The following is a 25,990-nucleotide window of genomic DNA, read 5'->3' on the forward strand; positions in this document are numbered from 1 at the left end:
TGGTTCCCGGAGCCCGACCCAGGTGGTAGACACAGCGGCGTCACAGTTCCTGTCCGCCAGCAGGAAGGTCGCACCGCCATGTCCGCAACACGACGTCAAGTCCTCGCCCGGTCAGGCGCCCTGGGAATGGGCATCGCCTTCACGGGAGCCCTCCCCGAACTCTTCGCGGGCACCGCCGCCGCACAGTCCCTCGGCCACACCGGTTACGGGCCCCTGGTCCCCGACCCGAAGGGCCTGCTCGATCTGCCGAAGGGCTTCCGCTACAAGGTCCTCTCCCGCGCGGGCGACCCGCTCCGCTCCGGCGAGGGCACGGTCCCCTCCAACCACGACGGCATGTCGGCCTTCCCCGGCAGACACGGTCGCGTCCACCTGGTCCGCAACCACGAGAACCGCAACACCGCCACGCTCGCCGTCCCGACGATCGAGGGCCTCACCTACGACCCGGCCGGCAAGGGCGGCTGTACGGCCCTCACGCTGGACCGCCGGGGCGACGTGCTGTCCGAGCGGGTCGCCATCGCCGGTACGGCCGTCAACTGCGCGGGCGGCCCCACCCCTTGGGGCACCTGGCTGACCTGCGAGGAGACCGAGGACAGGGCCGGCACCAACGGCTACACCAAGGACCACGGCTTCATCTTCGAGGTCGACCCGGTCGACCCGCACCGCTCGGGTGCCCTCCCGCTGACCGCGATGGGCCGCTTCCAGCACGAGGCGATCGCCGTCGACCCGAAGCGGGGCGTCGTCTACGAGACCGAGGACGCCTTCCTCAAGCCCTTCGGCCTCTTCTACCGCTTCCTGCCCGAGAAGCCGCTGGGCGGCCCCGGGTCGCTGCGCGCGGGCGGCCGGCTCCAGGCGATGCGGGTGCCCGGCGTACCCGATCTGTCCTCGATCCAGGAGACGGGCGCCTCTTTCGAGGGCATCGAGTGGGTCGACGTACCGGACCCGCTCGCCGCCGAAACCCCGGTCCGTCTCCAGGACTTCGGCCCGAAGGGCATCACGCACGCGCAGAAGCTGGAGGGCTGCTACTGGGGCGGGAAGAGCGTCTACTTCGTGTCGTCGTTCGCGCACAGCGCGGAGGGTTCGGCGGCCGATCACTTCGGCCAGATCTGGCGCTACGACCCGTCGGCGCGCCGCCTGACCCTGGTGATCGTCTTCGGCCCGGACACCGACGTCCAGCTCCCGGGCGAGTCCCCGGACAACATCTGTCTCGCCCCCAGCGGCGGCCTGATGGTCTGCGAGGACGGCAACGGCGCCCAGCACGTCTTCGGCGTCACCCGGCGCGGCGAGGTGTACGCCATGGCCCGCAACCGCCAGAACCTGGGCACTCCCGAGGAGCCGGAGTGGGGCGAGTTCGCCGGAGTCACCTTCTCCCCGGACGGCGAGACGATGTACGTGAACTGCTACACGCCCGGAACGACGTTCGCGGTGAGGGGACCGTGGCGCAGGTAGCCGGACAGGACAGCGGGGCGTGCCGCCGGCGACCGCTCGCGCAGTGAACCGATCCGGACGGGGTACCCGGTCCGCATGACCGAGAACCCCCACGTCAGCGGTTCGTACTGGCTCCAGACCGCGCCCGGTCCACAGCGCCCCGCGCTGATCGACGACCTCACGGTGGACGTGGCCGTCATCGGCGCCGGGGTCGCCGGACTGAGCACGGCGTGGGAGCTCGCGCGGGCCGGGCGGCAGGTGGCGGTGCTGGAGGCTGACCGGGTCGCGGCCGGCGTCACCGGGCACACCACCGCCAAGCTCACCGCCCTGCACACCCTGATCTACGACAGACTGCGGCACACCCGCGGCCCCGAGGGAGCCCGGCTGTACGCCCGCTCGCAGACCGAGGCGATCGAGCGGGCCGCGGAGACCGCGGACGAGCTCGGCGTGGACTGCGACTGGGAGCGCCGGAGCGCCTTCACGTACTCCCGTGACCCTGCCCGGGCGCAGGAGCTGCGGGCCGAGGCGAGGGCGGCGCACGAGGCGGGGTTGCCGGCGTCGTTCGTGACGGAGACCGGACTGCCGTTCCCGGTGGCGGGCGCGGTGAAGGTCACCGGGCAGGCGCAGTTCCATCCGCGCAAGTATCTGCTGGCCCTCGCCGAGGACCTGGTGGCGCGGGGCGCGTACGTGTACGAGCACACCACCGTGGTCGGGCTGAAGGAGGGCGAGCCGTGCCGGCTGACCACCGACACGGGGGCGACGGTCACCGCGCGGGACGTGGTGGTCGCCACGCACTACCCGGTCTTCGACCGGTCGCTGCTGTTCACCCGGCTCTCGCCGCGCCGTGAGCTGGTCGTCGCCGGGACGATCGCCGCCGACCGCGACCCGGAGGGCATGTACATCACGCCGGACGAGGGCACGCGTTCGGTCCGTACGGCACCGTCGGGCGGGGCCGGGGAGCGCCTCCTGGTGGTCACCGGGGAGCACTTCACGCCCGGCACCGGCGACACCCGCACACGCTTCCGGCACCTGTCCGACTGGGCGGGCGAGCACTTCACCGACGTCACCCTCACCCACGCCTGGGCCACCCAGGACAACGACCCCACGGACACCGTCCCGCTGGTCGGCCCGATGCACCCGGGCGCGCACCACACCTACGTGGCCACCGGCTTCGGCGGCTGGGGAATGAGCGGCGGGATGATGGCGGGCCGGCTGCTCACCGCGCTGATCTTGGGCGAGGAGTGCGCGTGGAGCGAGCTGTACGACCCGCGCCGACTGCGTTCGGCGGTGCGCGAGGCCCCCGCGTTCCTCAGGAACCAGGCGCAGGTCGCCCGCCACTTCGTCGGCGACCGGCTGCGGTCCGAGGAGTCGGTGGACGCCGTCGAGCCGGGCGAGGGGGCGGTGGTCCGGGTGGGCGGCGAACGGCTCGCGGTGTACCGGGACGAGGCCGGCCACCCGCACGCCCTCTCGGCGCGCTGCACCCACCTCGGCTGCCTGGTCGCGTTCAACGCCGCCGAGCGCGCCTGGGAGTGCCCCTGCCACGGCTCCCGCTTCGACACGGACGGCAAGGTGGTCCAGGGACCGGCGGTCCGGCCGCTGGAGCAGCGTTAGATCTGAGCGGGGCCCTGAGCGGGGCCCTGAGCGGGTGACATCCTCGCCGAGCCTGCGCCAAGAGAAGGCCGATCATCATACATTCATACGGTGATCACTCCGGTACGACGTGTCACCGCTGTCTGCGCCCTGAGCGCGGCCCTCGCCGCCTGCGGCACCGCGCAGCCACCCCGGACGCCGCGGCCCGGGGCACCCTCCGCGTCCTCGGTGGCGCCCTCCCGGCCCCCGACGCTCGCCCCCGGCCCCACCGGCCTCACCCCCGTCTTCGAACACGGCCCCCGGACGCACGGCAGGACCGTCGCGCTCACCTTCGACGCCGACATGACCGCCGACCAGGGCCCGCGGGCGGCGGCGGGCGAACGGTTCGACCATCCGCGGCTGATCGCGACCCTGAGGGCGCTGAAGGTGCCGGCCACCGTGTTCATGACGGGCCGATGGGCCGAGCAGTATCCGGCGCAGGCCCGGTCGATCGGCCGGGACCCGCTCTTCGAGGTGGCCAACCACTCCTACAGCCACTACGCCTTCACCGGCGACTGCTACGGGCTGCCGACCCTCTCCGGGGACCGGATGCGCGCGGACGTGGAGCGGGCGTACGCCGCCCTCCGCGGGGCCGGGGTGACGGAGCCGATGCCGTACTTCCGTTTCCCCGGCGGGTGCTACGACCGTCGGGCCCTGAAGGTGCTGGCCCCGGCCGGAGTGACCGCCGTGCAGTGGGACGTGGTGAGCGGGGACGCCTTCGCGACGGACGCGGACGCGGTGGCCCGGCAGGTCCTTGAGGGGGTGCGCCCCGGGTCGGTCGTGGTCATGCACTGCACGCGCAGTGCCGCCCCGACGACCGAGCGGGCCGTACGGACCGTCGTACCGCGGCTGCGCCACCGGGGCTACCGGTTCGTGAAGGTGTCCGAGCTGATCGGGGACGCGGGCGGCCGGGGCTGACCGTCCTACGCTGGAGACATGAGCGAGGACTACTGCACGATCAGCGACGGCGGGAAGCCGCCGCAGGCGGACGGGCCGCCGTACGCGGAGTGCGTGCTGTGCCGGAAGCCGACGGAGTACCCCGAGTCCGACAAGGGGATCACGCTGTGTCCGGTGTGCGAGTGGCAGGAAGCGCAACGCACGGCCTGTTCGGGGTGACCCCCGCGACCCGCGTGACCCGCGTGACCCGCGTGACCCCCGGCGCCCTCAGGGGGACCTGCGGGAGGTGAGCGCGCAGGCCGTCGCGAAGGCGGCGGCCGCGAGCAGGACGGCCCCGGCGAGCGGCAGCAGGGGCAGGTCGACCGTGCCGGAGCGGGAGCCGGTGACCAGGCCGCTGACCGCCGCCCGCGCCGGGGAGCCGGACACCACCAGCGCCAGCAGCGCCGCGAGCAGCAGCGCGGGGACCGCCCGGCCGGCCGAACGCAGCACGGGCCAACTGGTGAGTGCGCCGACGGCCGTGCCGAGCAGGGCACAGGCCAGCATGGCGATCAGCCCGGCCGCACCCGCCGGGAGCGGGGGCACCCGGGTCCGGTGGTCCGAGCTCGCCGGATCACTGATCCACGTCACGATCACGATCGTGACCGCGCCGAGCGTCGCCGACGCGCCCAGCGCCACCAGCAGCCGGCTCAGGTGTGCCCGCCCGGGCCCGGTCGCCGCGGCCACGCAGTGGCCGGCCGCCGCCGGCTCGCCCGTGACGCAGATCCGTACCAGCCAGGCGGCGACGGGCAGCAAGGCGGCGGCCGTGTACCCGAGCGAGTCGAGCACCGGCTGGCCGCCCTGCATCCCGATGCCCAGGAACACGGCGTACAGGATGAAGGGCGGCAGCCACCGCTGGGAGCGGACGAGGAGGGCGGCCTGGTAGCGGAGGAGGGCGGTCATCCGGGGTCTTCCTGGGCGTGAGGGGTGTCGGCGGGGGCGTCGGCGCGGGTCACGCCGTGCACGTGCCACGGCGGGCGGGCCGTGAGCAGTTCCCGGAGCAGTACGTCGGAGTGGGAGGCGGGAACGCTGAGGCGGTACGTGCCCGGGACGGTCTCCTCGGCGGACATGACCGTGACGGAGGGGAGCTGCCCGCCGGGCGGGCCCTGCGCCTCGACGACGACGTGCGGGCCGGTCGGCGAAGTCGCCTGTTCCGTAAGGCGTTCGAGAGTGCCGTCGTGGACGCGGTACGTGGCGTCGGACACGCCCGCCAGGCGGCGCGGGTCGTGGTCGACGAACACCACGGCACCGCCGGCGGCGGTGCGTTCGGCCACGGCCCGCTCCAGTTCGGCCCGGGCGTCGGTGTCCAGTCCCGTCCACGCCTCGTCGAGGACGAGCAGTTCGGGTTCGGCGAGCAGGGCCTGGGCGACGGCGACCTTCTGGCTGCTGCCCTTCGACAGCCGGGTCAGCGGGGTGTGGGCGTAGGCCGCCGCGCCGAAACGGTCGAGCCACTCGTCGGTGGCCCGTGCGGCGGCGGTGCGGGTCAGGCCGTGCACGGTGCCGAGGTGGGTGAGATATCCCGACGGGGTGAAGGGCAGGGCCGACGGGAAGCGTTCGGGAACGTAGGCCGTTCGCGGGCGGCCGGTGATACGGCCCGTGGTGGGGGCGTCGATCCCCGCCAGCAGGCGGAGGAGGGTGGACTTTCCGGTGCCGTTGGTTCCCTCGACCCGGACGAGTTCGCCGGGATCGAGGGTCAGGTCGATGTCGCGCAGGACCCAGGAACCGCGTAAGCCGTAGCGGCGGCCCACGTTCTCCAGCCGTAGAGCGTTCTGCATGGGGGACATCATGTCGTGCGCCCCCGGGTTGGCAGACTGGACCCGTGAACGAAGATTCGACGTCGAGCGACAACAGCCCTTTCCGGTCCGACCCCGGCGCACGGGACAACGCGCCGCAGTTCGTGCTGCCCCTGGTCGTCCGCATCGAGCGGGCCGCTCCCCCGGCCCGTACCGACGCCCTGGAGACCGCCGCCCGAGCCGTGCTCGTCATACTGTCCGACGAGCGGTCGGTCGGCGAGGGTGAGTGGGCGCGGGCGATGCGGGAGTGGCAGGACGCGCGGATCCGCAAGGTCGTGCGGCGGGCCCGCGGGGCCGAGTGGCGGCGGGCCGAGGCGTTGCCCGGGATCACCGTGGCCGGGAAGTCGGCGGAGGTGCGGGTCTTCCCGCCGGTGCCGTTGGACGGATGGCCCAAGGACCTGGCCCGGCTCCAGGTGTCGGGCACCGACCTCGACGATCCGGAGCCGCCGGTGGCCGCGGATCCGGCGGCGCCCGTGCTCTGGTTGAACCCGGAGCTGGACATGTCGGCCGGGAAGGCGATGGCGCAGGCCGGTCACGGGGCCCAACTCGCCTGGTGGGAACTGTCGCAGGAGGAGCGGGCCGGGTGGCGCGACGCGGGTTTCCCACTGGCCGTACGCTCCGCCGACCCCGGCCGCTGGGGTGAACTGACCACGAGCGGGCTGCCGTTGGTGCGGGACGCGGGGTTCACCGAGATCGCGCCCGGTCTGACGGTTGCGGTCGAGGGATATGACCGTGTGAGTGCCTTGCGGCACTGACACCCTTCGCATACGAGAACGTCGGCCTCCGGGACCACATTCGGGTCCCGGAGGCCGGCGTCACGCGGTCAGTCGTCTCAGGCAGCGATGAACCGGTCGACTCCGGCCTCGGCGAGTGACTCCAACGCATCGAGCTGCGAGGCCGCCGCGACGATGTGATCGCGTGGTGGTCGTGGTCCCCCCGTCGGCGTCGGTGTAGGAGATCTCCCGGCCCAGCTTGTCGTAGGCGCGGGTGAGGGTGCCGCCGGTCGACGACGCCGTCTTGTACGCGCGGCCCGAGTCGGGGTCGTAGCTCGTAGTGGTCGACGGGACGTCCGTTCCGATGCCGCCCGTGATCTGCACGGTGGTGGGGCGACCCGCCTCGTCGTGGCCGCGGGTTGGTGGCGATGTCGTAGATCTGGAAGGTGGTGATCTCCATCACCCACCCTGGCCGCACCCATCCGAGTTCAGATCGCCGCACGGCCAAGACCGGCGCCGAACCTCAAATGTTGCTCTGAAGGAGCGTGCGGAGGGGTTCGGGTCCGTGCCGGGGGGCCATACCCCCGTCACGCCCGAGAGGCGGCACCGCGGATCCGGAAAGCCGAGGAGGGGACCATGAAGCGACTGGGGACGGGTATCGGGTGGCGGCCCGAGATCGCAGACGCCGTGGAACATATGCCCGGCATCGACTGGGTCGAGGTCGTGGCGGAGAACACCTGCCCCGGACACCTTCCGCAGTCCCTGCTGCGGCTGCGTGAGCGCGGGGTCACCGTTGTCCCGCACGGTGTCTCACTCGGTCTCGGCGGCGCCGACCGGCCCGACGCGGAACGGCTGACCGCCCTCGCCGAGCGGGCCGAGGCACTGGGCTCGCCGCTGGTCACCGAGCACATCGCGTTCGTCCGGGCGGGCGGCCCGCTGACCGCTTCCCCGCGCCTGGAGGCGGGCCATCTGCTGCCGGTGCCGCGCACCCGCGACGCCCTTGACGTGCTGTGCGAGAACGTCCGCATCGCGCAGGACGCGCTGCCGGTACCGCTCGCTGTCGAGAACATCGCCGCGCTGATCTCGTGGCCCGGCGAGGAGCTGACCGAGGGGCAGTTCCTGTACGAGCTGGCCGACCGCACCGGCGTGCACCTGCTCATCGACGTGGCGAACCTGCACACCAACCACGTCAACCGCGGCGAGGACCCGGCCGAGGCGCTCGCCGACCTCCCCCTGGAGGCCATCGCGTACGTCCATGTCGCGGGCGGCTTCGAACGCGACGGCGTCTGGCACGACAGCCACGCCCACCCGGTCCCCCGCCCGGTCCTCGACATCCTGACCGACCTCGCGTCCCGGGTCTCCCCGCCGGGCGTCCTGCTGGAACGCGACGAGAACTTCCCCGAACCGGCCGAGCTGGAGGGCGAGTTGGGGGCGATACGGGAGGCCCTGGAGAAGGTCGGCGCGAGGCCCGCGGCGCCCTCCGGCCCCCGCGCCGACGACACCCGGCCTGCCGACGCGAGGACCACACCGACTCCGACTCCGACTCCGGCCCCAGCTCCGGACTCCGCCGACGACCTCGTCCGCCAGCGGCTCGCTCTCGCGCAGACGGCGCTGCTGTCCGCGCTGGTCGCCGGTACGCCCGTTCCGGAGGGGTTCGACCGGGTGCGCCTCGGTGTACAGGCCCGGGCGCTCGGCGGGAAGCGGGCGGACGTCGTGGCGAAGGTCGCCCCCGATCTTCTGGCCATCCTCGGCCCCGCCTACCGCCCGGCCTTCCTCGCCTACGCCCACGGCCACCCGATGACGGACGGCTACCGCCGCGACGCCCTGGACTTCGCCGAGCAGGTGTTGCTCGCCGGGCAGTTGGAGAACCCGACGGCACGGCGGCACCTACGGGAATGGTGGCTGGAGCGGTCGGGCCCGGCACCGCGTTCGCAGCGCCCGGCCGCACGGCTGGCTCGCGCCACTCGCCGAGTCCTGCTGCGCCGCTGACCACAACCCGCGCGACCGGCCGCTGCCCGACCGATGCTCGCCATACACGGCGGACCGGCAGACACCACCCACCCGCCGTCGGCCACCACCACGTCCAGCCACGTGGCCCGAGCGTCCTACGCCACCCCAGGCTCCCCCACTAGGCGCGTGCCACCCGCCGTCCACCCACAGGTGTGCCAGGGTTAACACCCCGGCCACCCAGCCCAGCCCGGACATCCGCTTCCATCCGGTTTGCCCCTATACAACCCCCGCCCACCTTCCCCCATTCGCCCCACCTCGCCCCTGATACAACCTTTGCCCCCCGTACGGCAGTTGGCGTAGACCCCGCAGTAACATGCCAACCCCGCACCCGAAACGCACTAGCGTGCGGTGCCGCAACAGGAGGCACCATGCGACCGCGACCCCCCACCAACAGCAGAGGCATCTTCACCGGCACCGGAATCATCATCGCCGGTCTGACCGCGACCCTCGTGGCGCTGGTCTTCCCGATCTGGTCGTACGCCGACCGGTCCGGCACCGGCCTGGACGTACTGAACGCCCAGACCGTGTCGACGAAGTACGGTCCGCTGTCCGGTCTCGACCGGGACTTCGTCACGAAGGTCCGGCTGGCCGGCCTGTGGGAGCTGCCCGCCGGTCAGCAGGCGCAGCAGAAGGGCACGACCGAGGCCGTACGAACGGCGGGCACGCACCTGGTCGAGGGTCATACGTTCCTGGACGAGCGGGTCCGGGACGTGGCCGCCAAGCTCGGCCTGGAGCTGCCCAACGAGCCCACCGAGCAGCAGAAGCAGTGGCTCGCGACCCTGAACACCACCCAAGGCGTCGAGTACGACCGCCAGTTCGCCAACATCCTGCGGCTGGCGCACGGCAGGGTGTTCTCGGTCGTCGCCCAGGTACGGGCAGCCACCCGCAACTCCCTCGTCCGCGCCCTCGCCGACGACGCCAACACGACCGTGCTGGACCACATCAAGGTCCTGGAGGCCACGGGGTACGTCGACTACGACGCCCTGGCCCGGGACCTGGTGGCCGGCAGCACTCCTCCGATCACCAACTCGCCGGCCCCGCCCGGCCCGACCACGGACCCGGACCCCGCGACCCCGATGACCCCGTCGCCGTCCCCGAGCTATCCGCTCCCGCCGCCCGCCTCCAACCCGCCTCCGTCGGCACCCGAGGCCTCCTGACCCCGGCACCCACCGGAACGTCACATACCGACAACACTCCGTCCGGGTTGTGAACCAGGCATGGCGCCACAGGGACCCGTCGCATAGAAAATTGCACATGTTCTGGGTCCTTCTCCTGCTGCTGGCCTGGGCCGCCGCCGGCACGGCGTGTACGCGGCTGTGCCTGGCCGCCGTACACGCGGCGGCCGTGGACGCGGAAGACGCGGCCGCGGGCCGGGCACACGATCTGACGCTGTACGAGGCCGCGTTCCTGTCCGGCGGCCCCCGGCGGGTCGCCGATCTGACCCTCGTCTCCATGGCGCGCCAGCGGCGGTTGCTGCTCGCGCGCACCGGCTGGGCGACCGTCGTCGACCCGCGCGGGCGGGACGACATGGAGCGGTCGGTGATAGGTGCCATCGGGCCGGAGGGACAGTCGCGCATCGCCCCGGTGCGGGCCGCCGCGGCCACCGCGGACGCCGTGCACGGGATCGCCGACCGGCTGGTCAGCGCGGGGCTCGCGGTGCCCGACGGCGCCCGGGCGTCCGTCGCCGCCGGGATCCGCCAGGTGTGGTTCGCGGCGCTGGCGGTGCTGGCACTGGGCGCGACCGCGCTGCTGACGCCGGCTCAGTCGGACATGCCGCGCAGCCTGGTCGCCCTCTGGTTCGGGCTGCCCTTCGCGCTCACCCTCAGCTGTCTCGCCGTCGCCCGGATCGAGGTCCACCCCTACTCCCGCTGGGCCTCCCCGGCCGGTCAGCGGCTGCTCGGCGCCCTGACCCGGCGCCCCGGCCGGGACGACCGTACGGATCTCACGTCGGTGGCCGTCCACGGCATCCGCGCGATCGGCGAACCGGACCTGCGTGCGGCGTTCGCCCACCGGGAGCAGCAGGACTGGCGCGCATAGCGGTCCCAGGGGGGCGCACGGGGGTATTGGGACCGACACCGGCCGGGCGGTGCTTGCCTTCGGCAACAGCCGGACGAAACATCCCTTTTGTTGCTGTCGTGCACCGAAGGGATACGCGATGAGAGCCACCGCCCTCTACTCGGCCGCCGGGACCCTGCTCCTGAGCACGCTCACCGCGGCCCCGGCCGACAGCACCCCCGGAGTTCCGGGCGCGGCCGAGCTGCACGGCACGGCGGTGGCCGCCGCACGCGCCGGGGAGAGGGGCATCGACTTCGGCACCTGCCCCGCCGCGGAGGACCTGCCGAGCACGGTGCGGTGCGGCACCGTGTCCGTGCCGCTCGACTACGCCCGGCCCGACGGCCGGCAGATCAAACTGACCGTGAGCCGGGTTCCGGCCAGCCACAAGGACCCGCACAACAGCAAGCGCCGGGTGCCCCGGCAGGGCTCCCTGGTCTACAACCCGGGCGGTCCGGGCGGCTCCGGCATGTACTTCCCGCTGATCGGCGTGCTCCCCGAGTGGAAACGGCTCGCGGCGGCGTACGACCTCGTGGGCTACGCCCCGCGCGGGGTGGGCCGGTCCGCGCCCCTGTCCTGCGAGGACCCCAAGACGTTCCTCGAAGCTCCCACCCAGGCACCGACGTATCCCTCGGAGTCGTACAAGAAGGAACGCGTCGCGCGGGCGAAGGCGTACGCGCGCGGCTGCGCGCGGCGCGCCGGCGACGCGCTGCGGCACTACACCTCCCTCAACAACGCCCGTGACCTGGACGTCCTGCGCGCCGCGCTCGGGGAGTCGAGGCTGACGTTCATGGGCGCGTCGTACGGCACCTACCTGGGGGCCCTGTACGCGGGCCTCTTCCCGTCGCACGTACGGCGGATGGTGTTCGACGCGGCGGTGAACCCGGACCCGGAGCAGGTCTGGTACGGCAACAACCTCGCCCAGTCGGCCGCGTTCGAGGGCCGTTGGCAGGACTTCCGGGAGTGGGCCGCCCGGCACGACGACGTGTACGGACTGGGCGGCACGGCCGACGAGGTGCTGCGCAGTTACGAGAAGGCCGCGGCGCGGCTGGCCGCGAAGCCGGCGGGCGGGAAGGTCGGCCCCGGGCAGTTGCAGGGGGCGTTCCTGTCGGCCGGGTACTACGACGACTACTGGCCGCACCGCGCGCAGGCGCTGTCGGCGTATCTGAAGGGCGACCCGCAGCCGCTGATCGAGCAGGCCGGCCCGCATCCGGAGGCTGCGGCCGAGGCGGAGAACTCGCACGCGGTCTACATGGCCGTCGAGTGCAACGACGCGCCCTGGCCCACCCAGTGGAAGGTGTGGGACCGGGACAACACCCGGCTCGCGCGCGTGGCGCCCTTCGAGACCTGGGACAACGTGTGGACGAACCTGCCCTGCGCGTACTGGCTCGCGCCGCGTCAGCAGGCCCTCGATGTGCGGACCGGTGCCGGTGAGGTGCCGGGGACGTTGATTCTTGCCGCTGAGCGGGATGCCGCCTCGCCTTACCAGGGGGCTCTTGAACTGCATCGGCGGTTGTCGGGGTCGGTGCTGGTGACGGAGCGGGATGCGGGTGCCCATGGCATTGGGGGCGGGCCCAACCCTTGTGTCAACGGGTACCTGGACTCGTACCTGTTGGAAGGGCGGCTTCCGGTGCGGCGCGCTGCGTGTGCGCCGCATCCGGAGCCGAAGCCTCGGGCTGCGCGATAGATGCCGTCTGCGGGTGCGTTGGGGCTGGTCGCGCCCACGCGGCGGAGCCGCAGATTGATACAGCCCCGCGCCCCTTAGGGCGCGGGTCTCAGCGGCATTGACTGGCTAAGCCAATCCAGCGACCAAGTCCGCCACCGACTTCCTGCGGCCCGTGTAGAACGGGACCTCTTCACGGACGTGCATCCGGGCCTCGGAGGCGCGCAGGTGGCGCATGAGGTCGACGATGCGGTACAGCTCGTCGGCCTCGAAGGCGAGGATCCACTCGTAGTCGCCGAGGGAGAACGAGGCGACGGTGTTGGCGCGCACGTCCGGGTAGCCGCGGGCCATCTTGCCGTGGTCGGCGAGCATGCGGCGGCGGTCCTCGTCGGGCAGCAGGTACCAGTCGTAGGAGCGCACGAAGGGGTAGACGCTGATGTAGTCGCGGGGCGTCTCGTCGGCGAGGAACGCCGGGATGTGCGCGCGGTTGAACTCGGCGGGGCGGTGCAGCGCCATGTTCGACCACACCGGTGTGAGAGCGCGGCCCAGCCTGGTGCGGCGGAAGAGGTTGTACGCCTCCTGGAGCTGGTCGCTGGTCTCCGCGTGCCACCAGATCATGAGGTCGGCGTCGGCGCGCAGACCGGACACGTCGTAGGTGCCGCGGATCGTCACGTCCTTGGCGGTGAGCTGGTCGAACAGCTCCTGGACCTCGTCGGCGTACCCCGCGCGGTCGTCGGGGAGCACGTCCTTCAGCTTGAAGACGGACCAGAGGGTGTAGCGGATGGTCTCGTTGAGGTCCTTGGCCAGCTTGCCCTTGTTCGGGACCCTGCCGGACTCGGTGGTGGGGGCGTCGTCACTCATGGTCCTTATTCTCCCGCTCCGCCGTGAAGGCTTTGCACCGGGTTGGCGGTGAGCTCCTGCACAGCGCTCAGGTCACCGTGGATCTGGTCCACCGCCGCGTAGGCGCTCGCGATGCAGGCCGGGATGCCGACGCCGTCGTACGGGGCGCCGCACACCGCGAGGCCCGGGATCTTGGCGACGTGTTCGCGAACGCGGGCCACGCGCGCGTGGTGGCCGACCGGGTACTGGGGCAGGCCGTCGGTCCAGCGGGTGACGCGGGTCTCCAGGGGAGCGGCGTCCAGGCCGGTCGCCTCGCGCAGGTCGTGCCGGGATACGGCGACGAGGTCGGCGTCCTCGCGCTGGAGGATCTCCGTCTCGCCGTAGCGCCCGACTGAGGTGCGCAGCACCAGCAGGTCCGGGTTCTCGTCGCCGATCCAGCCCCACTTCTGGGAGGCGAACGTCGACGCCTTGATGGTGCGTCCGTCGACGGGCGGGACGAGGAAGCCGCTGCCCTCGGGGAGCATGACGTCCGCGCGGCGGTAGGCGAGGGTGACCAGGGCCATGGAGGCGTACTCGACGGCGGTGAGCTCGGTGGCGGCCGCGGGTGCCTCGGTGCGCAGCAGACCGGCGGCGACGGGGGCGGGGGCGGCGACGATCACCGCGTCGGCGTGCCGGACCCGGCCTCCGGCGACGACTCGCCAGCCGCCGGACGCCTCGCGGCGCAGCTCCGTCACGGGCGCCCCGGTCACGATCTCGCCGCCGCGCTCCCGCACCGACTCGGCCACCGCGAGCGGCAGCGAGCCGACCCCGCCCGCGATGCCCATGAACACCGGCCCGGTCTGCTGGTTGGCCGCGGCCTTCGCCTGGATCTCGCGGACCGCCTCCGTCAGGGAGTCGTGCGTTCGTGCGGCCTGGAAGAGCTGCGGGACCGCCGAGCGCATCGAGATGCGGTACGCGTCGCCCGCGTAGACCCCGCCCAGCAGCGGCTCCACGAGGCGGTCGACGACCTCGCGGCCCAGGCGCGCCGCCACGTACTCCCCGACCGCCACATCGTCGCCGACCTCCGTGCGGGGCAGGTCGGCGTCCTGCCCGATGCGGGCGAGACCCTCGTCGGACAGCACGCCGGTCAGGGCGTCGGCGGTGCCGGGGACGCCCATCACATGACCCTTGGGCATCGGGCGCAGGACGCCGCGGATCCACAGTGAGGCGGTCGCGGTGGCGGGCGGCTGGAGGCGGTCGGTCAGGCCCACCTCGCGGGCGAGGGCGACGGCCTCGGGGCGGCGGGCGAGCATCGACTCGGCGCCGAAGTCGACGCGGGCGCCGGCGATCTCGCCGGGCAGCAGCTTGCCGCCGACACGGTCCGAGGCCTCCAGCACGGTCACCCGCGCCCCGCGCCCGAGCAGTCGGTGGGCGGCGGCCAGCCCCGCGATCCCGGCTCCGACGACGACGACCCGACCCGCACCCGTTGCGCTCATGCCCCCACTTTCTCAGACCCCACCGACACTCCCGCGCCGGCCCGGTGTCCTTCACGAGTCCCGACCGTGACCGCATCGGGACCGTTTTCCTCCAACGTCCCGGTCCGCTCCGGCGTCGAAGGAGCGTCAGTCGTCACAACCCGGGGGTAGCCCGCATGCGCGCACGACGTTCCGTACGACCCGTTCAGGCCCTGGCCGGTCTTCTGCTGGCCGCGGCCCTCGCGCTGACCGGCTGCAGTGCCGACGGCAGCGATTCCGCTGGCACGACGGCCGACGACAAGGCCGCCGCGCTGAGCGAGGCGAAGGGGGTCGCACCCGGCGCGGCCGACTCCGACGGCGCCGGCGAAGCGGACGGCGCCAAGGCGACCGCGCCGCCCAGGATCACCAGCCACATCATCCGTACCGCGTCCCTGACCGTGCAGGTCAAGGACGTACCGAAGGCCCTCGACGCGGCGCGCGGCACCATCGAGAACGCGGGCGGCTACGTCGGCAACGAGTCCACCAGCCGGGACGAGGACGGCCGCTCGCGCACCCGGGTGGTGCTGCGGGTGCCCGTCGACCAGTACGACACGGTCCTCGACGAGTTGCAGGGCGCCGGCAAGCTCCTCGAACGCACGGCGAAGGCGCAGGACGTCACCGATCAGGTCGTCGACGTGGACAGCCGCATCAAGTCGCAGCGCGCCAGCGTGGCGCGGGTGCGTGAGCTGATGGACCAGGCGACCAAGCTGAGCGATGTGGTGACGCTGGAGGGCGAGCTGAGCAGCCGGGAATCCGACCTGGAGTCGCTGCTGGCCCAGCAGTCGTCCCTGAAGGACCGCACCAGCCTGGCCACCATCACCCTGTCCCTGACCGAGACGCCGGTGAAGAAGGCGGTCAAGGAGGACGACGACCCCGGGTTCGTGGACGCGCTGGCGGGCGGCTGGGACGCGTTCGTGACGATGCTGCGCTGGCTCGCCGTGGCGATCGGGGCGGTGCTGCCGTTCGTGGCGGTGGCCGCGCTGATCGTCCTGGTGTGGCTGCGGATCGTCCGGCCCCGGCTGCCGCGCCGCCCCGCCACCGTGCCCGCGACGACCGAGCTCGGCCCGCTGCCGACGGCCCGGCAGGCGCCCGAGCCGACCCGCCCGCGGGAGGGCGGCGAGGAGAACTGAGCCGCTGCCGGTGCACTGGGCGGGACTGAAATGCCCTGCCCACGTAGCGTGTTCGTATGAACATGAGCCGTACGAAGCGTGGGGCGGAGCGTCTGGTCGTGATCGGCGGCGACGCCGCGGGGATGTCCGCGGCGTCGCAGGCCCGTCGGATGAAGGGCCCGGACGAGCTGGAGATCGTGGCGTTCGAGCGCGGCCACTTCACCTCCTACTCGGCGTGCGGGATCCCGTACTGGGTGGGCGGTGACGTCCCCGACCGGGACCAGTTGATCGCCCGGACGCCCGAGGAGCACCGGGCGCGCGACATCGACCTGCGGATGCGCACCGAGGTCACGGAGATCGACGTGGCCGGCGGGCGGGTACGCGCGCGTGACGTCGATTCCGGGGCCGAGTCCTGGACGTCGTACGACAAACTCGTGATCGCGACCGGTGCCCGCCCGGTCCGGCCGGATCTGCCGGGTGTGGACGCGCCCGGGGTGCACGGCGTGCAGACGCTCGACGACGGTCAGGCGCTCATCGACACGCTGGCAGACACACGTGGCCGTCGGGCGGTCGTGGTCGGCGCGGGGTACATCGGCGTGGAGATGGCCGAGGCGCTCATCAAACGCGGCTACGAGGTGACGGTCGTCAACCGGGGCCGGGAGCCGATGTCCACGCTCGACGCGGACATGGGCCGGCTGGTGCACGAGGCGATGACGGGCCTGGGCATCACCATGGTCGACGACGCCGAGGTCACCAAGGTGCTCACGGGCGACGACGGCCGGGTGCGGGCGGTGGTCACGCAGGACGCCGAGTATCCGGCGGACGTGGTGGTGCTGGGCATCGGTGTGCGCCCCGAGACGGGGCTCGCCGCGGCGGCGGGGCTGCCGCTGGGCGCCCACGGCGGCCTGCTGACCGACCTGGCGATGCGGGTGCGCGGGTACGAGAACATCTGGGCCGGCGGCGACTGCGTGGAGGTCCTCGACCTGGTCTCGGGCCAGCTACGGCATATCGCGCTGGGCACGCACGCCAACAAGCACGGGCAGGTCATCGGCACGAACGTGGGCGGCGGCTACGCCACGTTCCCGGGTGTGGTCGGCACGGCGGTCAGCAAGGTGTGCGACCTGGAGATCGCCCGCACGGGCCTGCGTGAGAAGGACGCCCGCCGGGTGGGCCTGCGGTTCGAGTCGGTCACCATCGAGTCGACCAGCCGTGCGGGCTACTACCCGGACGCCGCCCCCATGACGGTGAAGATGCTCGCCGAGCGCCGAACGGGACGGCTGCTCGGCGTGCAGATCGTGGGCCGGGAGGGCGCGGGCAAGCGAGTCGACATCGCCGCGGTGGCCCTGACGGCCGGTATGACGGTGGAACAGATGACAGCCCTGGACCTGGGCTACGCCCCTCCGTTCTCACCCGTCTGGGACCCGGTTCTGGTGGCGGCCCGCAAGGCAGCGCTGAAAGTGCGGGCCTCCTGAATCGACTTGGTGGGGGACTTCTACGCGGTCCCGTTGATCCTCTCGATCGCCTGCCGCGCCTGGTCGGCCGGCGGCCTCGGCGGCAGCGACGAGACGGACGCGCTGCTGGTCATGGGCGCAGGCTGCTCCCCCGCGGGCTTCGCGTGGGCCGCCGACCGGGCCGACCGGAGCCGGTTGCTCACCGCCTCGTCGAGGGTCACCGGCCGCTGCATCTGCGCGGCCAGCCGCCCCGCCTCCTGGCCCAGCCGTGCCACGTCCTCCCAGGGCAGTCGCAGCACCAGCGAGATCTCCGCCTCGCCGTCGGGCGTAGCGTGCATAGGAGGAGTAACTCGGTCGTTCATCGCCTGTTCCTCACGTCGTCCCCGCGACCCGCCTTCCCCGTGCCGCGGGCGGTTGAGGAGACATACGCACACGCGGACGGCGGCGTTCACCGGTTCGCCGCCCGCATCGGGGGCACTACTTCCTTGTGGTCATCCCCGTCCATGACGTGAACCCCGTGCGCCGCACCCCCTGGGTGACATACGCGCTGATCTCCGCGAACGTCCTCGTCTTCCTGTTCATGCCCGGACTCTCCGGTTCCGTGGCGGGTGACAGCAACCTGGCGCAGCTCTGCCACCTCCAGGCGTTCCTGGACCACTACGCCGCCGTGCCACAGGAGTTGATCCACCATCAGCTGCCGCGGCTCGTGCCCACCGGTGACGTCGGGGTGGGCGCGCGGGGCGCGGGCTGTGTGGTGGGCCCGCCGACGTACGACAAGTCGCCGCCCCTCAGCGTCCTCACGGCGATGTTCCTGCACGGCGGCTGGCTGCACCTGCTGGGCAACATGCTGTTCCTGCTGATCTTCGGCAACAACGTCGAGGACCGCATGGGCCATGTGCGGTACGCGCTCTTCTACGTCGTCTGCGGCTACGCGGCGTCGTACGGCTTCGCGCTGCTCAACGCCGACTCGACGGACCCGCTGATCGGCGCCTCGGGAGCCATCGCCGGGGTTCTGGGCGCCTACCTGGTGCTGTATCCGAAGGCCAGGGTGTGGGTGCTGGTCCCGTTCCTGGTCTTCCTGCCGCTGCGGCTGCCGGCCTGGCTGGTGCTGGGCTTCTGGTTCGGGCTGCAGGCGGTGTACTCGTCCGGCGAGGGCGTCTCCGACGTGGGCACCGTGGCGTACGCGGCGCACGTCGTCGGTTTCCTCGCGGGCATGCTGCTCGCCTGGCCGCTGAAGCCGGGTACGCCCCCGCCGCCGGAGCCGCGCGGCCTGCTGTTCGGCAGGCGGGCGAGGCCCCGGCACACGTGGTGAGCGCCCCTACCGAGCCGTCTGCGTGTGGACGTACTCGACGAGCCGGGTCAGCGCGTCCGGGTCGGTGGACGGCATGACGCCGTGGCCGAGGTTGAAGATGTGGCCCTCCAGGCCGGCGGCCGCGTCGAGGACCTCGCGGGTCTTGGTCTCGACGGCCTCGGTGCCGGCGAACAGGACGGTCGGGTCGAGGTTGCCCTGGAGCGTCTTCCCGGGGCCGACGCGGCGGGCGGCCTCGTCGAGCGGGACGCGCCAGTCGACGCCGACGATGTCCGCGCCGGCGTCGCTCATCGGCTTCAGCAGCTCACCGGTGCCGACGCCGAAGTGGATGCGCGGGACGCCGTACCCGGCGACGGCCTCGAAGACCTTGGCGGAGGCGGGCAGCACCGAGCGGCGGTAGTCCGCCGGAGCCAGCGCGCCGGCCCAGGAGTCGAACAGCTGGACCGCGCTCGCGCCCGCCTCGATCTGGACCTTCAGGAAGGCGGCCGTGATGTCCGCGAGACGGTCGAGCAGGTCGGCCCAGAGCTCGGGGTCGCCGTACATGATCGCCTTGGCGTTCTCGTACGTGCGCGACGGACCGCCCTCGACGAGGTAGCTCGCGAGGGTGAAAGGCGCGCCCGCGAAACCGATCAGCGGGGTGGAGCCGAGCTCGGCGGTCAGCATGCCGATGGCCTCGGTGACGTAGGAGACGTCCTCGGGGGTGAGGTCACGGAGCTGGGCGAGGTCGGCGCGGGTGCGGATCGGGCGCTCGACGACCGGGCCGACGCCGGGCTTGATGTCGAGGTCGATGCCGATCGCCTTGAGCGGGACGACGATGTCGCTGAAGTAGATCGCCGCGTCCACGTCGTGCCGGCGCACCGGCTGGAGGGTGATCTCGGTGACCAGCTCGGGCCGCATGCAGGACTCGAGCATCGGGATGCCCTCGCGGACCTTGCGGTACTCCGGCAGCGAGCGCCCGGCCTGCCGCATGAACCACACGGGCGTGTGCGGCACCGGCTCGCGCCTGCAGGCCCTGAGGAAGGCGGAATCCTTGACCGCGTCGGACGTGGCTGTCGGCTGCGCCGGGCGCGGGCTCGCGGGGCTCTCGTTGGCACTCACGGGGCAAGTCTCGCACGGCACCGAACCCGGCCCCGACGGCAACCCCGACGCCCGGCAACAGGGTGTTCCTCCCTGCACGAGGCTCCCGTTCCCCTTAACCTTCCCCGCATGGCTGCGGCTCAGGGACGACTGTCGGACGGCGCTGGCGGAATGGACGAGGCGAAGGACACCGAGGATGGTGGGGGACATACGGGCAGGTCGGTTCCGCCGCCCTTCCGGGCGGCGGTGGAAGCGCTGCGGACCGCGCGGCTGCGGCCGCAGATCGAGGTGGAGGCGACTCCGGCACCGCAGCGGCTCGCCCCGCACGCGTACGCGCTGGAGGCGGCGGTCGTCGACGGCGATGAGGACCTGGCCGACGGCCGGCTGGTGCTGTTGCACGATCCGGACGGGCACGACGCCTGGCAGGGCACCTTCCGGCTGGTGACGCTGGTGCGCGCGGAGCTGGAGCCCGAGATGGCCGCCGATCCGCTGCTGCCCGAGGTCTGCTGGTCCTGGCTGACCGGGGCGCTCACCGCGCGCGGTCTGGCGTGCGGCGAGCCGAGCGGCACGGTCACCCGGGCGAGCTCCCACTACTTCGGTGGCCTGTCCGAACGTCCGGCCGCCTCGCAGATCGAGATCCGGGCGTCCTGGACGCCTCGGGAGGGCCCGGGCGGGGTGCCGGACACGGCGGCGCACCTGGCGTCCTGGTGCGATCTGCTGGCTCAGGTGGCGGGGCTGCCGCCGGCCGGTCCGGGCGACGCGTCGGTGGTCACGCTGCCACAGCGACGGGACCCGCAGTCGCGCTGAGCCTCCTTTTGTCCTCACTGACCAAAGGTCGACCCTCGTCGGCCCTTTTTCCGATCTCTTTGTCGATACGGCCACTTTCGGCCGCGTATCGACGCAGAGTGAAACCGTTCGATCTTCGGATGATCGATCGCGTGTCCGAATTGCGCAGATTGTTACTCACTAGATCGTGATCATTCTCTAAAGGCGGACGGGTTTGCTGCCGAAGACGACTGTGACCTTGAAAGCACGGTTCGTCCCGGCTTCATCCCCACAAGCCGGCCCCGTCCCCCACCCCAGGAGGCCTGGTGTCCGTTCTCCTAGAGCAGCCCGCAAGCCTGGTCGCCTACCGCCCGAACAAGCCGACCGCCATGGTGGTCGTGGCCGACCCGCGCGTCCGCTCCACCGTCACCCGCCACCTGTGGGCGCTCGGTGTGCGCGACGTCATCGAGGCCTCGTCCGTCGCGGAGGCTCGTCCCCGCATCGGCAACCCCCGCGACATCTGCGTCGCCGACGTCCACCTGCCCGACGGCTCCGGCCTCACCCTCCTGTCCGAGACCCGCGCCGCGGGCTGGCCCAACGGGCTCGCCCTGTCCGCCGCCGACGACATCGGCGCCGTACGCAACGCGCTCGCCGGTGGGGTCAAGGGCTACGTCGTCACCGGCACCCGTACGAACCTCGGGCTCCCCACCCGACCGGGAGCCGCCCCCATCGGCGCCGCCGCCGCCCGTATGCACCGCCGCCCCCCGGGTGCCCCGAGTCACCCGGGTGGCTATCGCGAACTGTCCGGCCGGGAGGTCGAGGTGCTGCGGCTGGTCGCGGAGGGCCAGTCGAACAAGGCGATCGGCGTCTCGATGGGCCTGTCCGCCCTGACCGTCAAGAGCCACCTCGCCCGCATCGCCCGCAAGCTCGGCACGGGTGACCGCGCCGGGATGGTCGCGGTGGCCCTGCGCACCGGGATCATCCACTGACGCCCACCCCTTCACGGACGTGAACCGGATCGGCCGCCGATCTTCGTCCGCGTATCCACCCGTCGTAGACCGGATCTTTCACCGAGGTGACTGGTTTACGACCCTCAGGCGCCCGTCGACGGAACGTTCCGTCGACGGGCGCTGTCCATACATGGATACCCTTGACAGGTGACCGACGCCCAAGACACCGCAGCAGACGTTTCACTGCGAACCACCGGAGGCGCCCCTCCGGACGACGGCGGATCTTCTGTTACGGGGGCGCCGAACTCCGAGCCATGCCCTGAACCGATCCCTTTGCTGGAACCTCGCGAGGGCATTCCGCCGGTGATCGCCGACGACGAATCGCTCGCTGAGGTGATCGCCGCCTTCGCCGCCGGCTCCGGCCCCGTCGCCGTCGACGCCGAGCGCGCGTCCGGCTACCGCTACGGCCAGCGCGCCTATCTGGTGCAGCTGCGCCGTGAGGGCGCGGGGACGGCGCTGATCGACCCCGTGGCCTGCCCCGACCTCTCGGGCCTGGGCGAGGCGCTCTCCGACGCGGAGTGGGTGCTGCACGCCGCCACCCAGGACCTGCCGTGCCTGAGGGAAATAGGCATGGTCCCCACTCGTCTGTTCGACACCGAGCTGGCCGGCCGGCTCGCCGGGTTCCCCCGGGTGGGCCTCGGCGCGATGGTCGAGGGCGTGCTGGGCTTCGTACTGGAGAAGGGCCACTCGGCCGTCGACTGGTCGACCCGGCCGCTGCCCGAGCCGTGGCTGCGCTACGCGGCACTGGATGTGGAGCTGCTCGTCGACCTGCGGGACGCCCTGGAGAAGGAGCTGGACCGGCAGGGCAAGCTGGAGTGGGCGCAGCAGGAGTTCGACGCCATCGCCTCGGCGCCGCCGCCGGAGCCGCGCAAGGACCCCTGGCGGCGGACCTCCGGGATGCACAAGGTGCGGCGGCGTCGGCAGCTGGCGGTGGTGCGCGAGCTGTGGCAGACGCGGGACCACAACGCCCAGCGGCGGGACGTTTCGCCGGGCAAGGTGCTGTCCGACGCGGCCATCGTCGAGGCGGCGCTCGCCGTTCCGGCCAACGTGCACGCGCTCGCCGCGTTGAACGGGTTCGGGCATCGGATGGGCCGGCGGCAGCTGGAGCAGTGGCAGGCGGCCGTCGACCGGGCCAAGGCGTTGGCCGACGCGCAGCTGCCGCAGCCGGGGCAGCAGGTGACGGGGCCGCCGCCGCCGAGGGCCTGGGCCGACAAGGATCCCGCCGCCGCGGCTCGGTTGTCTGCGGCCCGGGCGGCTGTTTCGGCGCTGGCCGAGCAGCTCACCATGCCGCAGGAGAACCTGATCACTCCGGACACCGTGCGACGGGTCTGCTGGGAGCCGCCCGCCGTTGCCGACGCGGAGTCCGTGGCGGCCGCCCTGGCGGGGTTCGGGGCTCGGCCGTGGCAGGTGGAGCAGGTGACGCCGGTTCTTGTGGCCGCGTTGGCGGATGCGTAGCCGCCGCGGGCGCTCTCACCTCGTCGCTCCTCGCATGAAGCCGTTGTAGATGAAGCGTTGCAGGCTCAAAAAGACGATCAGAGTCGGCAGGATCACCAGGACGGCTCCTGCCGAGATCGTCTCCCAGTGGGCGGCGTAGGGGCCCTTGAAGCGGAACAGCGACGTCGAAATCACGCCAAGATCCTCCGAGGGCATGTAGAGGAAGGGGATGTAGAAGTCGTTGTAGACGGTGATCCCCTTCACGATCACGACCGTCGCGATCGCCGGCCTGAGCAGGGGGAAGATGACCTTGCGGTAGATCGTGAAGGCGCCCGCGCCGTCCAGGCGGGCCGCCTCGTCCAGGGAGATCGGGATGGACCGTACGAACTGCAGGAAGATGTAGATCGAGACGATGTCCGTGCCCATGTAGAGGACGATCGGCGCCCACAGCGAGTCGAACATCCCGAAGCTGTTCACGATCTGGAACGTCGCGACCTGGGTGGTGACGCCCGGGACCAGGGCCGCGACCAGGAAGAGCGCGACCACCACCTTCTTGAAGCGGAACGTGAAGCGGTCGATGGCGTACGCCGTCATCGAGCCGATGAGGACGGTGCCGCCGATGGAGAACAGCAGGATGACGGCGGTGTTGCCGAACGCCGACAGCATCTCGCCACCCTCGAACGCCGACACGTAGTTGTGGAAGTTGAGCGGGTCGTCCGGGAGCGACAGCGCCCCGCCGCCCTCCGCCATCTCCGTCTCGGACTTCAGGGACGTCAGCAGGACGACCCCCAGCGGGAGCAGGACCACCAGCGTGGCGGCGACCAGCGAGAGGTACACGAGCGTCCGGGCCACGGCACGACGTGTCATACGAGGTCCACCCTGTCGTCGGGGACGAGGCGCCGCTGTACCCAGGTCACCAGCAGGATGATCAGCAGCAGCACGATCGCGGCCGCCGAGGCGAGCCCTGTCTTGTTGAAGCGGAAGGCCAGGTTCAGCGTCTGGATCACGAAGGTCTCGGTGCCGGTCGCCCCGCCGGTCATGATGTACGGGATCTCGAAGGCCGACAGCGAGCCGGAGATCGACAGGATCACCGTGAGGGTGACCACGGGTTTGATGCCGGGCGCGATGATGTGGCGGAACTGGTGCCAGCGGTTCGCGCCGTCCAGTTCCGCGGCCTCGTACAACTCCCCCGGGATGGACTGGATCGCGCCGAGGAACAGGACGAAGTTCACGCCCATGTAGCGCCAGACCGAGACCCCGGCCAGTGAGGTGTTCGCCGAGACCGGGGTGCCGAGCCAGGCGTGGTCGGAGTGGTGACCGAACAGCCGGAGCACCGAGTCGAGGGTGCCGCCGTCCTGGAAGAAGTAGAGGAACACGAAGCCGATCGCGACCCCGTTGATCAGGTACGGGAAGAAGAGCACGCCCTTGAAGAAGTTCCGGAAACGGACGTCGAAGCTCAGGATCGTCGCGAAGTAGAGCGCGGCGACGATCTGCACGACGGAGGCGGCGAGGTAGTAGCCGCTGACGAAGAAGACCCGGAAGAGGTCTTCCCGGGTGAAGATCTCGGTGTAGTTCCCGACGCCCGTGTAGTGCAGTTCCGGGCTCACCCCGTCCCAGTCGGTGAGGCTGTACGCGGCCATGTTGGCGATCGGCGCGTAGGTGAAGGTGATCAGCAGGGCGAGCGGGACGATCAGGAAGAGCCAGGGGGTGACGCCCCGTCGCAGCCGCACCCGGCGCGGGGCGGGGGCCGGCGGCCGGGCCGGGGCTGTTGCCGCGCCCGGCACGGCCCGGAAGGCCGCCTTCTCGGTGACGTCCGCCATCAGGACCCCGAGGTCTTCTGTGCCTCGGTCCAGCGCTCGCTGAGGTCGGAGAAGAAGCCGTCGAGGCTGCCCTTGCGGGCGCCGCGGGCGAGGTCGACGAGGTTCTGCCGGTACTCGGGGGCGTAGATGCCGGTCTCCGACTCGTTGTCGATGCTCTTGACCTGGGCGCCCTTGCTGTCGTCCACCTCGATGAACTTCACGCCCGCGTCCTCGTACGGCTTCATCACGGCGGGCAGCGGGGCGTCCTTGAGCGGGGAGATGGCCAGGTTGTCCTGGCCGTAGGTCGACTTGTCGGTGAACCAGTCGATCCAGGCGCGGGCCGCGTCCTTGTGCTTCGAGTGGACGTTGACGGCCTGGTTGTAGTCGGGGCTGACGACCGCGCAGAACGTGCCGTCCACCTGGGACGGGAAGGGCATGAAGCCGATGTCGTCGGGGTTCACCCCGGCCTTCTTGGCGGCGTCCTGGAACTGGACGATCGCCCAGGTGCCGAGCCACTGGGTGGCGATCTCGCCCTTCGCCAGTCTGGGCTTGGACTCCTCCCAGTTGCTGGTCGTCGGGTCCTTCTCGATCAGCCCCGACTTCACGGTGTCGTACAGCAGGGTGTCGCCCACGCGCAGGTCGGCGTCCTTCGCCCATGGGTCGCCCTCGGCCAGCTTGTCGGTCGCCTCGGGGTCGCAGTGGACCGAGCCGTTGACGTAGGTCCAGGAGGTCAGCGTCCAGCCGGCCGCGAAGTTGGTGTAGTACGGGATGGCGTCGGTCTTGGACTTGATGGCCTTGAGGTCGGTGAGGAACTCGGCCGGGGTGGTGGGCCAGTCGGTGACTCCCGCCTCCTTCCAGACCCGCTTGTTGTAGACGAATCCGGGGCTCACCCCGACCGGGGTCTGGCCGTAGACCTTGCCGTCGACGGTCGTGAAGTCGGTGAAGCGGTACTTCTTGCCGCGCTCCTGCGCTGTCCCCAGCGAGGCGAAGAACTTGGGGTAGTCGCTCTTCTTGATCACCGCGGGGATCAGCAGCACATCGCCGTAGTTCTCCGTGTTCATACGGATCTTGACCTCGGCCTCGTAGTTCGTGAGGGCCTCGAACTCGACCTTGACCTTCGGATAGGTCTTGTTGAACTCCGCGGCGTACTTCTTCATCGTGCCGTCCTGCACGAGGTCGGTCCGCACGGTGAGGACCTTGATGGTTCCGGTGACCTTGGCCGGGTCGTCGGGCGCCTTGGCGTCGGCGCCCTTCGACGTGCCTCCGGTACCGGTGCAGCCGGGGATCAGCAGCGCGGCCCCGACGACCATGGCGAGGATGTGACGACGGTTCATGTGCATCAGCTCCGTTCACGGGACGGACGAGCACGTACGAGATGGCTGATTCGGCACTCTGACAGCGCTTTCTCAACCGGTAAAGTCCCATTCCCGCCAACGATGACGAAGTGGCGCTCAGTGCTGGGGTAGACCGGTTTAGGGAGTGCGC

The 25,990-nt window shown here is 71.6% G+C and carries 24 protein-coding genes; 15 read left to right on the plus strand and 9 right to left on the minus strand.

The genetic code is table 11. From position 1 onward, the window contains the following. The first annotated feature begins 78 nt into the window (after positions 1–78). From AB0H86_RS02080 to AB0H86_RS02095, 4 genes are all read left to right on the plus strand, one after another. Positions 79–1,446, plus strand: coding sequence for a PhoX family protein (locus AB0H86_RS02080; RefSeq protein WP_362431789.1), 1,368 nt, complete (start codon positions 79–81; stop codon positions 1,444–1,446). Positions 1,447–1,521: 75 nt separating this feature from the next. Further along, a complete protein-coding gene (locus AB0H86_RS02085) occupies positions 1,522–3,036 on the plus strand; it encodes an FAD-dependent oxidoreductase (protein ID WP_362431792.1) in 1,515 nt (504 codons plus the stop codon). A gap of 90 nt (positions 3,037–3,126) precedes the next feature. Then, positions 3,127–3,972 carry a polysaccharide deacetylase family protein gene (locus tag AB0H86_RS02090; RefSeq protein WP_362431795.1) on the plus strand — a complete coding sequence of 282 codons (846 nt, stop codon included), beginning with the start codon at positions 3,127–3,129 and terminating at the stop codon, positions 3,970–3,972. Positions 3,973–3,990: 18 nt separating this feature from the next. After that, positions 3,991–4,170, plus strand: a complete 180-nt coding sequence (locus AB0H86_RS02095; RefSeq protein ID WP_362431798.1) for a hypothetical protein — start codon at positions 3,991–3,993, stop codon at positions 4,168–4,170. 48 nt (positions 4,171–4,218) lie between these two features. Here AB0H86_RS02095 and AB0H86_RS02100 read toward each other — a convergent pair whose 3' ends face one another. Then, complete coding sequence (locus AB0H86_RS02100; protein WP_362431801.1) at positions 4,219–4,890, minus strand: ABC transporter; 672 nt, start codon at positions 4,888–4,890, stop codon at positions 4,219–4,221. Then, positions 4,887–5,762 (minus strand): ABC transporter ATP-binding protein, encoded by an 876-nt coding sequence (locus tag AB0H86_RS02105; protein ID WP_362431804.1) that lies wholly within the window; start codon positions 5,760–5,762, stop codon positions 4,887–4,889. The genes AB0H86_RS02100 and AB0H86_RS02105 overlap by 4 nt, the downstream gene beginning before the upstream one ends. 44 nt (positions 5,763–5,806) lie before the next feature. Between AB0H86_RS02105 and AB0H86_RS02110 the strand changes: the two genes are divergently transcribed. From AB0H86_RS02110 to AB0H86_RS02130, 5 genes are all read left to right on the plus strand, one after another. Further along, entirely contained in the window at positions 5,807–6,535 is a 729-nt protein-coding gene (locus AB0H86_RS02110) for a peptidyl-tRNA hydrolase (RefSeq protein WP_362431807.1), read from the plus strand. A gap of 594 nt (positions 6,536–7,129) precedes the next feature. After that, positions 7,130–8,482, plus strand: coding sequence for a DUF692 domain-containing protein (locus tag AB0H86_RS02115; RefSeq protein WP_362431808.1), 1,353 nt, complete (start codon positions 7,130–7,132; stop codon positions 8,480–8,482). Between the two features lie 389 nt (positions 8,483–8,871). Continuing rightward, entirely contained in the window at positions 8,872–9,660 is a 789-nt protein-coding gene (locus AB0H86_RS02120) for a DUF4142 domain-containing protein (protein ID WP_362431811.1), read from the plus strand. 97 nt (positions 9,661–9,757) lie between these two features. Continuing rightward, a complete protein-coding gene (locus AB0H86_RS02125) occupies positions 9,758–10,540 on the plus strand; it encodes a TIGR04222 domain-containing membrane protein (protein WP_362431813.1) in 783 nt (260 codons plus the stop codon). A 118-nt stretch (positions 10,541–10,658) separates the two neighbouring features. Beyond that, a complete protein-coding gene (locus AB0H86_RS02130) occupies positions 10,659–12,242 on the plus strand; it encodes an alpha/beta hydrolase (protein WP_362431816.1) in 1,584 nt (527 codons plus the stop codon). A gap of 105 nt (positions 12,243–12,347) precedes the next feature. On the opposite strand, the gene hemQ is transcribed toward AB0H86_RS02130, so the two are convergent. Together hemQ and hemG are read right to left on the minus strand one after the other, a co-directional pair. Continuing rightward, the gene (hemQ, locus tag AB0H86_RS02135; protein WP_362431818.1) at positions 12,348–13,079 is read right to left on the minus strand and encodes a hydrogen peroxide-dependent heme synthase; all 732 of its coding nucleotides are present in this window, start codon (positions 13,077–13,079) and stop codon (positions 12,348–12,350) included. Between the two features lie 5 nt (positions 13,080–13,084). After that, positions 13,085–14,533 carry a protoporphyrinogen oxidase gene (gene hemG / locus AB0H86_RS02140; protein WP_362431821.1) on the minus strand — a complete coding sequence of 483 codons (1,449 nt, stop codon included), beginning with the start codon at positions 14,531–14,533 and terminating at the stop codon, positions 13,085–13,087. 155 nt (positions 14,534–14,688) lie between these two features. On the opposite strand from hemG, the gene AB0H86_RS02145 reads away from it, so the two are divergent. Both AB0H86_RS02145 and AB0H86_RS02150 read left to right on the plus strand, forming a co-directional pair. Continuing rightward, entirely contained in the window at positions 14,689–15,681 is a 993-nt protein-coding gene (locus tag AB0H86_RS02145) for a DUF4349 domain-containing protein (RefSeq protein WP_362431823.1), read from the plus strand. Between the two features lie 56 nt (positions 15,682–15,737). Then, positions 15,738–17,132, plus strand: coding sequence for an FAD-dependent oxidoreductase (locus AB0H86_RS02150; protein ID WP_362431826.1), 1,395 nt, complete (start codon positions 15,738–15,740; stop codon positions 17,130–17,132). A gap of 20 nt (positions 17,133–17,152) precedes the next feature. Here AB0H86_RS02150 and AB0H86_RS02155 read toward each other — a convergent pair whose 3' ends face one another. After that, the gene (locus AB0H86_RS02155) at positions 17,153–17,473 is read right to left on the minus strand and encodes a hypothetical protein (protein WP_362431828.1); all 321 of its coding nucleotides are present in this window, start codon (positions 17,471–17,473) and stop codon (positions 17,153–17,155) included. Positions 17,474–17,598: 125 nt separating this feature from the next. On the opposite strand from AB0H86_RS02155, the gene AB0H86_RS02160 reads away from it, so the two are divergent. Continuing rightward, the gene (locus AB0H86_RS02160) at positions 17,599–18,423 is read left to right on the plus strand and encodes a rhomboid family intramembrane serine protease (protein ID WP_362431831.1); all 825 of its coding nucleotides are present in this window, start codon (positions 17,599–17,601) and stop codon (positions 18,421–18,423) included. 6 nt (positions 18,424–18,429) lie between these two features. Here the strand turns inward: AB0H86_RS02160 and hemE are convergent, their stop codons facing one another. Further along, the gene (hemE, locus tag AB0H86_RS02165; protein WP_362431833.1) at positions 18,430–19,518 is read right to left on the minus strand and encodes a uroporphyrinogen decarboxylase; all 1,089 of its coding nucleotides are present in this window, start codon (positions 19,516–19,518) and stop codon (positions 18,430–18,432) included. Positions 19,519–19,626: 108 nt separating this feature from the next. Between hemE and AB0H86_RS02170 the strand changes: the two genes are divergently transcribed. From AB0H86_RS02170 to AB0H86_RS02180, 3 genes are all read left to right on the plus strand, one after another. Next, positions 19,627–20,304 carry a DUF3000 domain-containing protein gene (locus AB0H86_RS02170; protein ID WP_362431836.1) on the plus strand — a complete coding sequence of 226 codons (678 nt, stop codon included), beginning with the start codon at positions 19,627–19,629 and terminating at the stop codon, positions 20,302–20,304. Positions 20,305–20,588: 284 nt separating this feature from the next. Beyond that, the gene (locus tag AB0H86_RS02175) at positions 20,589–21,251 is read left to right on the plus strand and encodes a response regulator transcription factor (RefSeq protein WP_123992183.1); all 663 of its coding nucleotides are present in this window, start codon (positions 20,589–20,591) and stop codon (positions 21,249–21,251) included. A gap of 168 nt (positions 21,252–21,419) precedes the next feature. Beyond that, complete coding sequence (locus tag AB0H86_RS02180) at positions 21,420–22,727, plus strand: ribonuclease D (RefSeq protein WP_362431839.1); 1,308 nt, start codon at positions 21,420–21,422, stop codon at positions 22,725–22,727. A gap of 15 nt (positions 22,728–22,742) precedes the next feature. On the opposite strand, the gene AB0H86_RS02185 is transcribed toward AB0H86_RS02180, so the two are convergent. The 3 genes from AB0H86_RS02185 to AB0H86_RS02195 are packed head-to-tail and all read right to left on the minus strand — an operon-like array spanning position 22,743 to position 25,839. Beyond that, positions 22,743–23,573: a carbohydrate ABC transporter permease gene (locus AB0H86_RS02185; protein WP_362431841.1), complete on the minus strand. Its 831-nt coding sequence runs from the start codon at positions 23,571–23,573 to the stop codon at positions 22,743–22,745. Beyond that, positions 23,570–24,526, minus strand: a complete 957-nt coding sequence (locus AB0H86_RS02190; RefSeq protein ID WP_362431843.1) for a sugar ABC transporter permease — start codon at positions 24,524–24,526, stop codon at positions 23,570–23,572. The genes AB0H86_RS02185 and AB0H86_RS02190 overlap by 4 nt, the downstream gene beginning before the upstream one ends. After that, on the minus strand, positions 24,526–25,839 hold the full coding sequence (locus AB0H86_RS02195) for an ABC transporter substrate-binding protein (RefSeq protein WP_362431845.1): 1,314 nt from the start codon (positions 25,837–25,839) through the stop codon (positions 24,526–24,528). Before AB0H86_RS02195 ends, AB0H86_RS02190 begins: the two co-directional genes overlap by 1 nt. Positions 25,840–25,990 lie beyond the last annotated feature (151 nt).

Source organism: Streptomyces sp. NPDC050997 (assembly GCF_040660135.1).
Taxonomy (GTDB): Bacteria; Actinomycetota; Actinomycetes; order Streptomycetales; family Streptomycetaceae; genus Streptomyces.

Coding starts and splice junctions, on each gene's coding strand:
- AB0H86_RS02080 (WP_362431789.1), top strand. CDS start 79: ATGTCCGCAACACGACGTCAAGTCCTCGCCCGGTCAGGCGCCCTGGGA.
- AB0H86_RS02085 (WP_362431792.1), top strand. CDS start 1,522: ATGACCGAGAACCCCCACGTCAGCGGTTCGTACTGGCTCCAGACCGCG.
- AB0H86_RS02095 (WP_362431798.1), top strand. CDS start 3,991: ATGAGCGAGGACTACTGCACGATCAGCGACGGCGGGAAGCCGCCGCAG.
- AB0H86_RS02100 (WP_362431801.1), bottom strand. CDS start 4,890: ATGACCGCCCTCCTCCGCTACCAGGCCGCCCTCCTCGTCCGCTCCCAG.
- AB0H86_RS02105 (WP_362431804.1), bottom strand. CDS start 5,762: ATGCAGAACGCTCTACGGCTGGAGAACGTGGGCCGCCGCTACGGCTTA.
- AB0H86_RS02115 (WP_362431808.1), top strand. CDS start 7,130: ATGAAGCGACTGGGGACGGGTATCGGGTGGCGGCCCGAGATCGCAGAC.
- AB0H86_RS02120 (WP_362431811.1), top strand. CDS start 8,872: ATGCGACCGCGACCCCCCACCAACAGCAGAGGCATCTTCACCGGCACC.
- AB0H86_RS02125 (WP_362431813.1), top strand. CDS start 9,758: ATGTTCTGGGTCCTTCTCCTGCTGCTGGCCTGGGCCGCCGCCGGCACG.
- AB0H86_RS02130 (WP_362431816.1), top strand. CDS start 10,659: ATGAGAGCCACCGCCCTCTACTCGGCCGCCGGGACCCTGCTCCTGAGC.
- hemQ (WP_362431818.1), bottom strand. CDS start 13,079: ATGAGTGACGACGCCCCCACCACCGAGTCCGGCAGGGTCCCGAACAAG.
- hemG (WP_362431821.1), bottom strand. CDS start 14,533: ATGAGCGCAACGGGTGCGGGTCGGGTCGTCGTCGTCGGAGCCGGGATC.
- AB0H86_RS02145 (WP_362431823.1), top strand. CDS start 14,689: ATGCGCGCACGACGTTCCGTACGACCCGTTCAGGCCCTGGCCGGTCTT.
- AB0H86_RS02150 (WP_362431826.1), top strand. CDS start 15,738: ATGAACATGAGCCGTACGAAGCGTGGGGCGGAGCGTCTGGTCGTGATC.
- AB0H86_RS02155 (WP_362431828.1), bottom strand. CDS start 17,473: ATGAACGACCGAGTTACTCCTCCTATGCACGCTACGCCCGACGGCGAG.
- AB0H86_RS02170 (WP_362431836.1), top strand. CDS start 19,627: ATGGCTGCGGCTCAGGGACGACTGTCGGACGGCGCTGGCGGAATGGAC.
- AB0H86_RS02185 (WP_362431841.1), bottom strand. CDS start 23,573: ATGACACGTCGTGCCGTGGCCCGGACGCTCGTGTACCTCTCGCTGGTC.
- AB0H86_RS02190 (WP_362431843.1), bottom strand. CDS start 24,526: ATGGCGGACGTCACCGAGAAGGCGGCCTTCCGGGCCGTGCCGGGCGCG.
- AB0H86_RS02195 (WP_362431845.1), bottom strand. CDS start 25,839: ATGAACCGTCGTCACATCCTCGCCATGGTCGTCGGGGCCGCGCTGCTG.